Origin of the sequence: Mesorhizobium sp. B2-8-9 (assembly GCF_006439475.1) — a bacterium.
Taxonomy (GTDB): Bacteria; Pseudomonadota; Alphaproteobacteria; order Rhizobiales; family Rhizobiaceae; genus Mesorhizobium.
This window is the reverse complement of record NZ_VFTQ01000002.1, coordinates 118,909-132,039: the sequence shown is the minus strand read 5'-3', so window position 1 is coordinate 132,039 and position 13,131 is coordinate 118,909. Positions and strand designations below refer to the sequence as shown.

Annotated in this window: 9 protein-coding genes; 7 read left to right on the top strand and 2 right to left on the bottom strand. The window is 57.5% G+C overall.

What is annotated here, in order from left to right:
* The first annotated feature begins 33 nt into the window (after positions 1-33).
* A complete protein-coding gene (locus tag FJ423_RS02910) occupies positions 34-405 on the top strand; it encodes a hypothetical protein (protein WP_140839047.1) in 372 nt (123 codons plus the stop codon).
* A 185-nt stretch (positions 406-590) separates the two neighbouring features.
* Here the strand turns inward: FJ423_RS02910 and FJ423_RS02905 are convergent, their stop codons facing one another.
* Positions 591-1,400: a hypothetical protein gene (locus tag FJ423_RS02905; protein ID WP_246680068.1), complete on the bottom strand. Its 810-nt coding sequence runs from the start codon at positions 1,398-1,400 to the stop codon at positions 591-593.
* On the opposite strand from FJ423_RS02905, the gene FJ423_RS33450 reads away from it, so the two are divergent.
* Entirely contained in the window at positions 1,399-1,758 is a 360-nt protein-coding gene (locus FJ423_RS33450; RefSeq protein WP_181174722.1) for a hypothetical protein, read from the top strand. The two genes, FJ423_RS02905 and FJ423_RS33450, sit on opposite strands and share 2 nt — an antisense overlap.
* Positions 1,759-1,892: 134 nt before the next feature.
* Here the strand turns inward: FJ423_RS33450 and FJ423_RS33445 are convergent, their stop codons facing one another.
* A complete protein-coding gene (locus FJ423_RS33445) occupies positions 1,893-3,374 on the bottom strand; it encodes a calcium-binding protein (RefSeq protein ID WP_181174702.1) in 1,482 nt (493 codons plus the stop codon).
* A gap of 823 nt (positions 3,375-4,197) precedes the next feature.
* Between FJ423_RS33445 and FJ423_RS02895 the strand changes: the two genes are divergently transcribed.
* Genes FJ423_RS02895 through FJ423_RS02875 form a run of 5 tightly spaced genes read left to right on the top strand, consistent with a single transcriptional unit; the run spans position 4,198 to position 13,121 of the window.
* On the top strand, positions 4,198-5,406 hold the full coding sequence (locus FJ423_RS02895) for a glycosyltransferase family 4 protein (RefSeq protein ID WP_140839045.1): 1,209 nt from the start codon (positions 4,198-4,200) through the stop codon (positions 5,404-5,406).
* Positions 5,403-6,656 (top strand): O-antigen ligase family protein, encoded by a 1,254-nt coding sequence (locus FJ423_RS02890; protein ID WP_140839043.1) that lies wholly within the window; start codon positions 5,403-5,405, stop codon positions 6,654-6,656. Before FJ423_RS02895 ends, FJ423_RS02890 begins: the two co-directional genes overlap by 4 nt.
* Before the next feature lies 1 nt (position 6,657).
* Entirely contained in the window at positions 6,658-8,652 is a 1,995-nt protein-coding gene (gene asnB, locus FJ423_RS02885; RefSeq protein ID WP_140839041.1) for an asparagine synthase (glutamine-hydrolyzing), read from the top strand.
* 1 nt (position 8,653) lies between these two features.
* Positions 8,654-10,867: an exopolysaccharide transport family protein gene (locus FJ423_RS02880; RefSeq protein ID WP_140839039.1), complete on the top strand. Its 2,214-nt coding sequence runs from the start codon at positions 8,654-8,656 to the stop codon at positions 10,865-10,867.
* A 28-nt stretch (positions 10,868-10,895) separates the two neighbouring features.
* Positions 10,896-13,121: a lipopolysaccharide biosynthesis protein gene (locus FJ423_RS02875; protein WP_140839037.1), complete on the top strand. Its 2,226-nt coding sequence runs from the start codon at positions 10,896-10,898 to the stop codon at positions 13,119-13,121.
* Positions 13,122-13,131 lie beyond the last annotated feature (10 nt).

Below are 13,131 nucleotides of genomic sequence, written 5' to 3'. Positions count from 1 at the left end.
TACCCCGTATGCAAAGGAAGCAGGGGGTAAAATATGCTGCATGAAGCCAACGGAGACTGCGCGCTAAAGCTGAGCGAAGACGAAGCGCGCCTCGCTGAGCGCTACCGCTTTCTTTGCGGCCAGCACGATGGGCTTTCCAGATGCGGCATAGCAGCCTGGGTCGGCGCGCTCGCGGGCGGTGTGTTTATCGTCTCGGCGATATTCTTTGGTGGCGGCGAACAGGGCGATCCTCTCTTTATATTCGGCATTGGCGTATGTTGTCTTCTTGCTGGCGGTGTCCTTTGGTTCCACGGGCGCCAAGCTGAGAAGCGTCGCTGGCAAGAGAAGAGGTCAATCGTCAATAAGTTTCGCAGCCGAGGACTCGGCATACAGCTGAACGGCCAAGTTCATCGTCTGTTCGGCTAGTGCGTTTCACCGTTTTCACGGAAACGGCGAAACGCCCTATCTCTTTGTTTTTTAAGCAATTCCGGACGGAAAACCGCTCACACTTTTCCTGGAATTGCTCTAGCTGTTGAATGGCTGATGCGCAGCAATGAGGATCTGCGTTCTGCACAGCTGGGGTATCTTCGGTAAAATGATCGCGGCAGTTGCTACGGCGCCGTGTTGTGCGCTTTGAACGCCAAGCGAAGTTCGAGCGCCTCAGGGCTGGCGCTGCCTAGCTTGATGTCTCCGTTTTGTGAACCCCAGGCATAGGCAAAGTCGAATACAGGAGCCGGAGAGTAGGTGGCCCAGCGCGCGAAGATCTGCTTCGCCTGGTCCGGTGTCGGCAGTACATAGACGTCCGCAGCCGCTCCGGTACGGGTCTTCCAATTGCCGCCGCCGAAGGCCTGGTATACAGGCACAATCCTGTCGAGAGGGATGCCCGCGGCAACGGCTGCCTCGACCGTTCGATCGATGAAATCCAAATCGAAAGCTTTGCCGCGGACCGGATATGGATCCAGGCCAAAAAGATCAATCCCGGTGTTGGCGGGATTAAAGGTATTCATGAAGGCGGGGGCTTCGAAAGACCCCATGTCCATCAAAGTAACAAATGTAACTGCCCCGGGGACATTGGCTCTGATCCACTCGGCCTCGGCCTTCAGGGCCGCCGGACTAACTGCTGGGGAATGGTATTTGCCGGTGATGTCCGGCTCATCGCAGAGGCGAAAACCGAACAGCCGCGGATTGCCGATAAATGGCTTCACCTTGGCAATGAAGCGTGGCGTCACGCCGCTGGATTCATTTAGCCATATCAGCCCCTTCATCCCTGGCGGCAAGGCATTGAGTTGCTCTACGGATTGTACATCGGCGAGGTCGAAGCCCGCGCTCGCGATTGCAGCGCCCGGCCCACCGGAGGTGTAGTGAAGCGTCTTGCCGTTTCCACTCGCAGACAGCGCCGATTGGCTGCAGATCAGCATCATGAGCAACGCCGATATGCACAGATTGCCGATGCGTGTGAACTTTGGCGACCAAGCTGTTGGCGCGACGGGTTCCGACCTGATGGATTGCGCGGCTCGAACCGCTGCGCCATACCCGCACGTTAAACTCGTCGGCATGCTCCAACTATCCACCAAATCGCCCCGCACCGGTCTCCTTTTTAGGCTGTACGGAAAAATTCGGCTTCATCTGTTCGATCGATGGACCAGCTTCGAGGCGGAGCTGCTGCCAAGCCAGTATAGTGGTGGCATCCATGCAATCATCTATGCGCTGCAGATCCAGATGCTGGCTATTTCAGCGCCGTCTTCATGGGCGCCGACGTCGACCAGTCGCGCAATCTGACGAAGTCGGTGACGGTGGAGTAGGCATTACCGGCGAACATTGTCGCCGGTAATGCCTGCTTTGCGGAGCTTGCAGGCTCCTATCGACGGCGATCTTATGGCAGGTACGCGCTAGACCGCCAGAGCATGCCCGTCCTAGACCACAGCGAACGAGCTCGCCGTAACCGCAAGATGCGGGGAAAGGGCGGCGAACTGAATCTGAGCTGCGCCGCCTGCGCCGTCACTGTCAAAGTAGAGCGCTCCGGTCGTGCTGTTGTAGACGATATGATCGGTGCTGTCGTGAGCGGCGGTACCGGTATAGAAAGCACTGCTTGCGAGCGCCCCAACGCTGAGCCCTTTGAAGACAGCGTCATCCAAGTGGATCTTGTCCACAGACGGGCTGAAGTCGGTAACCGTGGCAACATTGCTCTTGCTGAGGGTGCTGTTGAAAACGAAGGTGTCGTGGCCGCCATTGCCGGTCAGCCAATCGCCGCCGCCGCCGCTCTTTATGACGTTGTCGCCGGCATTTCCGATGATGTGCTGACGCAATTCGTTGCCGGTCAAGTTGATCGCCGTCGTGCCGGCGTCCTTCTGGGTGCCGAGGACTTCAATCGACGAGCCGGCGGCAAGCGCATAACTCACCGACGTCCACACCCTGTCCTGGCCCTGGCCAGCGGCCTCGACCACCTTGCTGGCAGCATTGTTGACATAGTAGTCGTCATTGCCCCCATAGCCCGCCATCGTGTGTGCGGCGTTGTCGGCCGGGCGTAAAACGTCGTTGCCGCTGGTGCCTTTTATGTCGGCGATCGGGGCCGTGACGGGAGGTGGGGTTGTCGTGCCGCTACTGGTGCCAGTGCTACTACCAGTACTGGTGTTGGTGCTGGTGCTGGTGCTGGTGCTGGTATGGGTGTTGTGATCCAGGAAAAACGCCTGCATCGACGACGTGTTGCCAAGCGAGGTCTCGCCATTTTGCGAGGACCACTTATAGGCCATGTCAAAGGCTGGCGAGGGGACGAGCTTTGCCCAATGGTCCATGATGGTCTGTTCCTGGGCGGTGGTAGGCATCACATAAGACCCGCCCGTATTGGTCGACCACCCGCCGCCGCCAAACGTCTGGAACACAGGAATGATCGCACTCTGCGGAATGCCCGCCTTCTCCGCTGCAGCGACGGCTCTGTCGATGTAGTTGAAGTCGACCGCGGTCGAGCGCACGGGGTAGGGATCGAGCCCGTAATAGTCGATCCCCGTGTTGGCGGGATTGTACGTGTTGGTGTAATCGGAGGCCGTGAACGACCCCATGTCCATCAGCGTAATGAAGGTTTTCGCACCCGGGAAATGAGAGTGAATCCAGTCGGATTCAGCCTTCAGATTCGCAGCGCTGACCTGTGTGTGGTATTTGCCCGTGGGGTCAGGCTCGTCAGTGAGATAAAAGCCAAAAACCTTGGAATTGCCGAGGAGGGGCGTCACCTTGTCTATGAAAGACTGGGTCACCCCGCTGCTTTCGTTGAGATATATCAAAGCCTTGGTGCCGTCAGGCAGCGCGTTGACCGATGACGCGTACTGAAGGTCGATCAAGTTGAAGCCATTAGCTATGGCGCCGGAGGCGGGGGCGCCATAGGCGTAATGCATGGTAGCCATGCGAACATCCTTCTTCTGATTGATAAGCGCCCCACCCCCTGCCTAACCGAGAGGGTACATTAGCGCCAAATCAAATACGGAAATATGTTGATAGAATGATTGATCGAGTACTTTACCAGCACCAAAAACGCCTAATCTTACAGTGATTTGCATCGAATTTCGGTGTTCGATGATGCATCAAATTAGCCGGGGATAACACGATTCCGTTACTCAACCTTCAGGCCACAAGACCGACGATGCGGCGAGCGAAACGCTGCTGGAACCAAAACAACCCGATACCGGTAGAATCATTGATGCTGGGCACAGAACACAGCAATAAGGAAACGGTTGTCAGGATCAATTCCCGGTTTTTTGGGAAAACTTGAAATTTTCTCGGGTGTGCCCAGTGCGAGGCACTCCCTTTTTTCGAGCGAAGGACACTTCGCTTGAGTGCTCTCTTCCTCTAGGCATTTTGCTAGGAACGTATCTTCGTCGATAGCTCGTCAGATCCGGGGTTCTGCGATCAACCGCGTTCGCCGAACTTGGACTTGAGGAACAGTTGAACCGACGCAACTCAAGCTGAGGCCTTGTCACCGGCTCAGAGGCAGCCGAGCCTCGAATTCCCCTCGCCGAAATGGACATTCAATTCGCGCTCCGACGCAGCCGCGCGCACCCCGAGATCGGTCCGCTCATTCAAACGGACGAGGACATTGGGCAAGCCTGCCCGTACCGTGAACCTTGGCGCAAAACATGTATCTGAGTAGCGAACCAGGATCATGGAAGCACGAAGAAATGCTGACCAGTGCACGCGACCCAAGTCAGACGGGCGGTCGGGGGAGACAGCATGAATCCGCATCTTGTGTGTGTTGGAGGCGAGGACCACGCCTTCAGGATTCCGTTTTTGCTGTCGCTGCGTCAGAAGGGCTTCCAAGTCACTGCGGTGTCGAGCGGTCCGGATACAGCATTCTCGCAGCACGACATTCCGCATCGTCGCTACGGCTTCGACCGATTTTCCAGTGGGAGTGGAGGCGCCGTAAGGACGATCAGAAAACTGATCTCGGACCTGCGCCCGGACATTGTACAGAGCTTTGATACCAAGCCTAATCTCTTGACGCCGTTGGCGATAAGGGGGGGCGTTCCTGTCATCCGCACCATCAATGGTCTTGGCTGGACGTTTTCTTCCCGTGAGCCGAGGGCCATGGCGCTGCGCCCGATCTTCTCGGGGCTGCAGTGGCTTTCGTCGCGCTGGACGGCTGCCACGGTTTTCCAAAATCGTGATGACAAGGCGTTCTTCGAGCGCTACCGGCTCATCGGGCGCGGGACTGGTCGCCTGATCTGCAGTTCCGGCATCGACATCGATGGCTTTACCAGGGCAAGACAGAGCGCTCCGTCATCGCAGGCGATGCGCGAGCAGCTTGGGCTGTCATCGGCTGAAGTGATCATTTTTGTCGGCCGGCTGACGCGCGAGAAGGGCATCCCAACGCTGCTCAAGGCAGTACCCCGCGTTCTTGAAAAAAGGCCGAATGCGCGTTTCGTGCTTGTTGGTCCATGGGAATCCGAGGGGCCGTTCGCCGTCGACAAATCGGAAATCGAACGCCATTCCCCTCATGTCATTGCCCTGGGTCCACGGCGCGATGTTCCTGCCCTTCTCGGCATGGCGGATTTGTTTGCCTTTCCGACACAATATCGGGAGGGAGTGCCACGCGTCCTGCTCGAGGCGGGATTGGCTGGGCTGCCTATCGTGGCGTCAGATATGCCGGGCTGCAACGAAGTGGTCCAGCCCGGTTGGAACGGATACCTAGTTCCGCCTGGCGATGCCGAGGCATTTGCTTCCAGGATAAATCAAGTCTTGGCCGACCGCCCCACCGGGGCGGCCATGGGCGCTCGTTCCATCGAATTCGTCAAGCAGCATTTCGCGCTGCCGCTGGTGGTCGCCCAGTATTGCGATCTTTACCGGCATATTCTCGATGCCAAAGCCGTTGGCGCCTCAGTTCAGGCCTCGCAGACCGAAAAGAATGCCGCATTTGGTCCGTTGGGCGAGGTGCGCCAATGATCCGAGACGTGCTGTTGGCCGGCGGCGTTGCAATGGCTTATGCATCGCAACTCGAAATTCCAGGCGCGCCGTTCGGAATCAGCGAATTGTTGCTGGCGGTTTGGATACTGATTTCGATTGGCCGCGTACTTGCCGGTGGTCGACTTGAAGCCACGCCGGTCCTGTCGATTTTTGCCGCCTTCTGGGGGATCATGGCATTCGCTCTCGGGCTAGGCATGATTGTCGGCATGCTTACGAGCGTTCAGTACATGGACGCGCCGGTTCACGACATGATTGCCTATCTGTTGCTGGCATTCGTTACATGTCTGCTTGCGGCTGATCCTCAGGCGGATCGCCATCTGCGTCGCACCGCGTGGTGGGTGATCGTCATTGCGAACGCGTGTTTTGTTTTCCAGCTGGCGCTTGGATTCGGCTTACTCCACCAGTCCGGAGTGAACCCTTGGTTTTGGGACAGGTTCACAGGATGGTCGGACAACCCAAATCAACTGGCACTTTATTGCGCGCTGTTCGGTCCCCTTGCACTATACCTTTCAATGACAACAAGTAATATGATAGCCAGAACATTTGGCATAGCAAGCATTGTTCTCATAGTATACGTCGGACGATTGACTAAGAGCGACACCTATCTATTGACAATAGTGATAACCGGTTTGGTTTTCCTGATGTTGCGCGTCCGGAGATGGGTCGCGGTTGGCGGAAGGGTCACTCTTGGTCGTCAAATCAGCCTTTTGCTGTTGCTTGCTTTGGTCCCTCTTGCAATCTCCGCAACACCCTATGTGCTTGCGGAAACGAGCACTGTTGAAAATTTCGCCAAGAGCCTGACCAAAGGCGAGGGTGGTGAGGCGACAGCCGAGACAGCCAATCTGCGCATCAATATCTGGACCAATGCTCTGGGCAAGGGGTTGGGGTCTGCTTCGCTGGGCCTCGGCCCGGGACCACATGTCGACAGATCTGTCGTGACCAAGGAGTTTATCGACCTGCCTTTCGAGGCTCACAGCACGCTACTGGACTTGTATACTCAAGGAGGCATTCTAGCGGTTCTCGCCCTGTTGTGGATCCTTGGCCTCGCGGCCATCTCTGCCTGGCGTGCAAGGCTCGACGCTCTGGTGGCACTTGCGTTGTCGATCGGCATCTTCGGCTTCCCGCATTTGGTCATTCGCCACCCGATCGTTTGGTTCTCGATCACACTTTGCCTCGTAGCCGGGCAGCCCAAGTTTATCGCGGCAACTGCAGGAGCGAGGAGCCGTTGATATGTGCGGAATCGCCGGGATCCTTCTTGCGCCAGACTCGCCCAGCACAAGGCCGCTCGCAGCTATAGCGCAGATGACAACAGCCCTCCGTCACAGAGGGCCCGACGGCGAAAGCTTCTGGAAAGATGTGGAGGCTGGTATCGCTTTCGGCCACAGCCGCCTGGCAGTCGTGGATTTGTCGGAAACCGGCGCCCAGCCCATGCGCTCGGACAGCGGCCGGTACGTGATCACCTTCAATGGGGAGATATACAATTTTCGGGACTTGCGCCGAGAGCTTGAGGATGCCGGCCACAGCTTTCGCGGAACATGCGATACAGAAGTTGTGCTTGGGGCCGTGGAGCAGTGGGGGCTCGAAGCTGCGCTTACGCGATTTGTCGGCATGTTCGCGTTCGGATTGTGGGACGCAAAAACGAGAACTCTTCATCTGGCCCGCGACCGGATGGGGGAAAAGCCGATCTACGTCGCCCCGACCCGCCATGCCCTGGTTTTTGGCTCCGAACTCAAGGCCATTCGGTGTTTCCCGGATTTCCGTCCAGAACTCAATCCCAGCGCCGTAAGGGCTATGCTGTCGCAAGGTTGGGTGCCGGACGACAGTTGTATCTGGCGCGGCGTTTTCAAATTGCCGCCGGGATCGGCCCTATCCTTAACTGCAGCGGATTTCGCAAAAGCGCGCCGTACGGGAACCGTTCGAAACAAAGTTCGATTCTGGTGGTCGTTGGCAGACGTCGCAACGAAGGGCCGGCAAGACCCGATCGTCGGCAGCGACGAAGATTTGACGAATGAACTCGATCGGCTGCTTCGGCTTTCTGTTCGAGAGCGCATGTGCGCGGATGTGCCGCTCGGCGCCTTCCTGTCGGGCGGCGTAGATAGCTCGACCGTAGCCGCGCTAATGCAGGTCCAATCCCGAAAATCTATTCGCACTTTCACGATCGCCTTCGGGGAGCACGGATTTGATGAAGCTCCTCATGCTGCAGCGGTCGCTCAGTACATAGGCAGCGATCATACAGAGCTGCACCTTTCCCCTGCTTCCGCGCGCGATGTCATTCCGGAATTGCCGAGTGCCTGGGACGAGCCGTTCGCCGACGAATCGCAAATCCCTACTCTGCTGGTGGCGCGACTTGCTCGCCAGCACGTTACTGTGGCGCTGACGGGCGACGGAGGCGATGAATGTTTCGCCGGTTACGCTCGCCATCTGATGGCGGCGCAAGCAAATCGGCGTCGTCGTTTGCCTTCGTCGCTGCGTGGTTCAGTTGCCGCAAGCATCGGGCTTGTGGCGCGCGCCACGCGTTACGATTTTTTTGGCAGGCTGCCACTTTCGGCGCTCTTCGGCCATGCGTTGCGCGGTGATCGGCTGGAGCGATTGGCTCAATTGCTCGCCGCTTCGGACCAGGAAGAACTGTACCAGCGTCTGACAGGGTCATCGACGACAAGCCTGACCCGATTTGGCCACCGGGCGTCAACTCGGCGAACTCCGCGACTCGACGATTTGCTGTCCCGGCTCCTCTACAACGACATGGCAGGATATCTGCCCGGCGACATCCTGGTGAAGCTGGACCGAGCCAGCATGGCGAACGGGCTGGAAGGCCGCTGCCCGCTGCTCGACCATCGCGTCGTTGAATTCGCCTGGCGGCTGCCACCGGATGCAATGGTCCGCCATGGACGAGGCAAGTGGCTGCTTCGACGGTTGTTGCATCGCTACGTTCCCCGGCGGCTGATAGATAGGCCTAAGCAGGGTTTCGATGTTCCGATTGCGGTCTGGTTGACAGGACCGTTGCGTGCATGGGCGAGTGACCTGTTCGCCGACATGCGCCACTCAGGGGATGGGCTTCTGGACATCGATAAGGTCCAGACGTGCTGGCGCGATCATGTCAACGGAAAGCGGGATCATTCCCGGGATCTTTGGGCAACATTGATGTTCCTGGCATGGCGCGCCGACGCCAACCGGCTTCCAGTGCCCGCGAGACAGTCGCGCATGCTTGAAATGACGGGAGTTTAAAATGGAAGGTTCGATAGCTAGGCGAACAAAGCTACCGCGCGCCACAGAGATGCGCGTCGAAGTGCGAGAGCCCAATCCGCGCATGCGGCGTTCGCTGCGTGACCCCCGAGAAGAGCTGACCCCTTTCGGCCAATTGTTGGTTACCTTGGCGGCGCGCAAATGGTTTTTGGTCGCAATGGTCGTTTTGGGCGGTGCGGTTGCGGGTCTAGCCGGCTTCGCCCGGCCGGCGCTGTATGAGGCCACCACGCAAATCATCGTCGACAATCCGACCAGAAGCGCTCCTCAGCCGACGGGCGGTCAGGATATGCTCGATACCAGCATTGACAACCATCTGACGATGCTGGCCTCGCAATCTCATCTGCGTCGGGTAATTGACGCAATTTACAAGGCAACGCCCGATCGGCAGGCCAACCTCAACGGCGCCGCGGCGCAAAACGCCGCTTCCCCAGCCGAATCGCAATCGTTTGCAGGTGCATTCTTGGCCGGGGTTTGGCCGGATCACGCTGACATGACCCCAGAGGGCAGGGAGGCTGCGAGGCTGAAGGCGTTGAGGCGCTACGTCAGGGTCGGGCAGGAACTGCGATCGCGAGTCATTACCATCGGCTTTACCGATCCGGATCCCGTCCGGGCGGCATTCGTGGCCAACACATTCGCGCAAGTGTATGTCCAGGACCTCGCGCGGACTGCTCAGGCCGCTGATAGGTTGGAGCTCGAATCCGTCGTCGCTGCGCTGCCTGGTGTGCAGTCCGATCTCGCGCAAGCGACCGACCGTCTTGAAAAATACAGGCTAAGTCACGGGACTGTCGACCAGGGTGCCGTTGACAATGCCGTCCGCGACACGGCCGACCTTAATCAGCAACTGTCATTGTCTCGCGCAAACCTCTCCACAGCCGAGGCCCGTGTTCAGCATATACAAGAATTGCAACGCTCCGGCGCCACGAGCGCCACGCTTGCGAGCGCAATCGGATCGCCGACGCTGAGCGATCTGATAGCCCGGCAGGGCGGCGCCGCGGCCGATGCGGATCTGAATGTTGCCGTCAAGCGCGAAATCGAACAGAGCATCGAACGCATCAAGTCGGAAGCCGACATCTATCGCGCGCAGGTTTCCGCTCTGGAGGCGCGCAAGAATGTGCTTGACGCGGTCGTAGCCGACACGGCAGGCAGGCTTTCCGGGCTTCACGCATTGGAGCCGGCAGTCACCATATTGACGCAGCGGTACAATGATCTTCTGAACAGGCAACAGGATTTGAGGAACCGCATCGCGGTTCCGTCTGCGGGAGTTTCGATAATTTCGGCGGCATGGCCACCGAGCAACCCGAAGAGCCTTTCACCGATCTTCCTCATCCCGCCGGGTATGGTCGTATTCGGCCTCATCGGGGGCGTCTTGGTTCTCTTGAAAAATCGCATGAGCCGCACAATGCGCGGTGAGGCTGAGACAGAAGCAGCGCTCGGCTTCCCTTCCGTTGGGCTATTGCCCAGGGCATCAAGAGCGAGTGCGAAGCGCTTGCAGACCCTCATTCTAAGCCAGAAAAATTCCGCCTATGGCCGCGCTGCCTTGTCGCTATTGATCAATGTGGCACCCGAACCGGCCCCCGGACGATCGTCGCAGATGGTGCTCGTCACTTCCAGCGATAAAGGTGATGGGAAAACAGAGCTGGCATGGAGCTTGGCGCTCTCGGCCACACGCCTGGGCAGCAATGTCCTGTTCATCGATCTTGACCCGCAGGATAAGCAACTGACCAACGACTTTGTGCGCGAATTCAGCATTTCCAAGCCGCATAAGTCGTTTGCGGATTATGTGAGGGGCCGCTGCGAGTTAGACGAGGCTGTTGTGAGCATGCCCGGTATCGGCATCGATTTCATGGCCTCACCCATAGTTTCGGACGATCTTTTGAAGCTGTTGGTCGACGTCGATGTGCCGCGACACTTCGCGGACAAGCTGGGCGCCGTGTACAATCTCGTCATTCTCAACGGGCCGCCAGGGTTGCACGGTCCGGAATCCCGACTGCTCAGCAGTTGGGCAGATGCCGTTATCTTTGCTGTCCGGTGGGCCAAGACACCGCGCAGTGTCGCGCGCGGTATTCTGGAATCGCTGCAGCCTGATGGTTCGAGATCCGCTCCGGTAGGGATTGCTCTCACTGGAGTAAATCTCAAGCAGCACGCCAAATATCATTTTGGGGACAGTGGCGATCTTCTGCTGTTCGGAAAACGATAAAGCCCTCAAGCCCACTGGGTCGCGAGAAATGATTATCGAACTCTTTGGACCGCCTGGTGCTGGTAAAGCAGTCTTTGCCCATGCGCTTGCCAAATCGTTGCGTGGGCAGGGCTACGCTACGAAGGTTGTCTTCAGTCATAAAGCAAGTAGAAGGTCAAGGAGTGTAGATCTCGGGATATTTATGTTTATCTATAGAGTATTTACTGCAATATTTTCAACTGCAAAACTGTTCTTCTATACGTCGGATTTGATAAAATATCTGTCGATCGCGTCGTCGATGCTAAAGGCGATTGAGCCAAGGAAATTTATTTGGCGAGCTCGGGTCTGGCAAAAAATCATAAACCTTTCCAATCGTTGGGACCAAGCGCGACAGTGCAGAGAGATTACAATATTCGACCAGGGATACGTGCAGGCTGTTGCTTCACTGTCGATTTTTCACGGGTGCGTCGACAACGTTGCGATTGCAAGAGCGCTGAAGATCACTCCTACCGCGGATTTTACCTTGCGAGTGGTATTGCCTCGTGCAGCAGCCGAGGCGCGGTTGCGGGAGCGAATGATGCAAGCGGCTCCGGCCGAACGCATTCTCGATGCGGATTTCGAAGCGAGCATGCGAGCTTTCGGAGTGTTTCAAAATATCAACGACATCCTTGTGGCAACCGACAGGAAAACAATCTCCGTTGAAACCCTCGACGACCGATCGTTGTCGAAAAGCGTTGAACTCGTCAGCCGCAAGATCGCCTTCAAGATGGCCCGCGATCAGGTCACTCCCATGTACCGACATCAAGTTGTCCACTCATCGCAGCCGCTGACGGTAGACAATGCCTACCTTGATGACGGCGTGGATACCATAACAATACAGAACCCCGTAAATTCCGCAGCTGGAAGCGATGCGGTAACGCTCGGGAAGCAAGAAATAAACCGTAGCCTGGGCTATGCCACCGTTTTTGCGCTCATGATCTATGTGACCGGGGCAGGTCTAACCAGCCTGGCGCAATTGCTGATTGCTCGTATCGTAGGCTCTACCAGCTATGGTATCTACTCCTACGTCCTTTCAACCACATCGGTGCTCGCATATCTCGCAACCCTTGGCTTCAACGTATCGTTGTTGCGCTTTGTATCTGCCTATAGAGCCCAGGGGCGCCTGGACCTGGCCCACGGCATAATCAGATTTGCCTTTCAACGCTCGTTGGCAGTGGCGTCTCTATTCGGCTTGGCAGGGGCGACCTACATCTTTCTGTCTTCGTCCTCACACAACAGGGAACTTGAGATCAGCCAGCTCTTGGGTATGGCCGCCGTTCCGCTCGTCACGACTTCAGCCTTGGGCGCGGCTCTCATCCGTGCCTTCGGCGGCGGTGTTTCTGCCCTTCTGCCAGAACGCATTGTGCGTGATGGACTGCTGCTCACATTGCTAAGTGTCGCCGCCTTGTCCGGTTCGTGGACTCTGAATGCACCGTTGGTCATGCAAGCGGTGCTGACGAGTTCGGCCGTAACAGTCGCATTCGTCTTTGTCCTGTTGGCAAGATTTCAGCCGCCGGGTTTACGACATGCTGAACCTGCCGATGCGTCCAAGGATTGGTGGTCGGCGGTCCCCCCTATCATGCTGATGGCGGGTCTTGACGTCTTCATCAACAGAGCGGGGGTAATGGTGCTCGGCTGGACCGGCCACATACGCGACGCAGGCATTTTCGCCCTGGGGCTCAATGTCGCGTTGCTTGTCGGTCTCTCGTTGGTGGCCGTCTCTACAATGTTTTCGCCGACGGCAGCTACGCTTTACGCAAAAAACGACCGAAGAGGTTTGCAAGAGCTGTTTTCACGAGCTGCCCTGCTTTCCTCCGGTGCCGCAATAGCAATGGCAATCCCGTTGCTCTTGATTGTTCGGCCGCTTTTAAGCTGGTTCGGTGAGGATTTCGGAACTGGAGCACCGATCGCGCGGGTGCTAATGCTCGGCTACGTATTCGTGGCCCTGTGCGGACCGCAGCTCAATCTCTTGACCATGACCGGAAACGAATGGGCGGCCGCTGTGACGATGATCCTTGGGGCAGCTTTTGGTGTCGTCGGCTGTGCCATAGGAGTAGAGATCTACGGTCCGCTGGGCGCAGCAATAGGGCTGGCGCTTGCCTTGGTCGTATGGAACGTCGCCATGGCGATTTATATTCGCAAGCGACTGAAGATCACGCCCGGACTGATCTACGCGATTACGTCTTTTAACCGCCGCACGGTCGAAAGCACCCAGCGGACTTGGTTCTTGCGCTGACTCGATGCTC

What these genes read in the sequence shown, in the direction of transcription:
- FJ423_RS02875 (WP_140839037.1), top strand. Translation starts at nt 10,896, where the DNA reads ATGATTATCGAACTCTTTGGACCGCCTGGTGCTGGTAAAGCAGTCTTT.
- FJ423_RS33445 (WP_181174702.1), bottom strand. Translation starts at nt 3,374, where the DNA reads ATGGCTACCATGCATTACGCCTATGGCGCCCCCGCCTCCGGCGCCATA.
- FJ423_RS33450 (WP_181174722.1), top strand. Translation starts at nt 1,399, where the DNA reads ATGAGCAACGCCGATATGCACAGATTGCCGATGCGTGTGAACTTTGGC.
- asnB (WP_140839041.1), top strand. Translation starts at nt 6,658, where the DNA reads ATGTGCGGAATCGCCGGGATCCTTCTTGCGCCAGACTCGCCCAGCACA.
- FJ423_RS02905 (WP_246680068.1), bottom strand. Translation starts at nt 1,400, where the DNA reads ATGATGCTGATCTGCAGCCAATCGGCGCTGTCTGCGAGTGGAAACGGC.
- FJ423_RS02895 (WP_140839045.1), top strand. Translation starts at nt 4,198, where the DNA reads ATGAATCCGCATCTTGTGTGTGTTGGAGGCGAGGACCACGCCTTCAGG.
- FJ423_RS02890 (WP_140839043.1), top strand. Translation starts at nt 5,403, where the DNA reads ATGATCCGAGACGTGCTGTTGGCCGGCGGCGTTGCAATGGCTTATGCA.
- FJ423_RS02880 (WP_140839039.1), top strand. Translation starts at nt 8,654, where the DNA reads ATGGAAGGTTCGATAGCTAGGCGAACAAAGCTACCGCGCGCCACAGAG.
- FJ423_RS02910 (WP_140839047.1), top strand. Translation starts at nt 34, where the DNA reads ATGCTGCATGAAGCCAACGGAGACTGCGCGCTAAAGCTGAGCGAAGAC.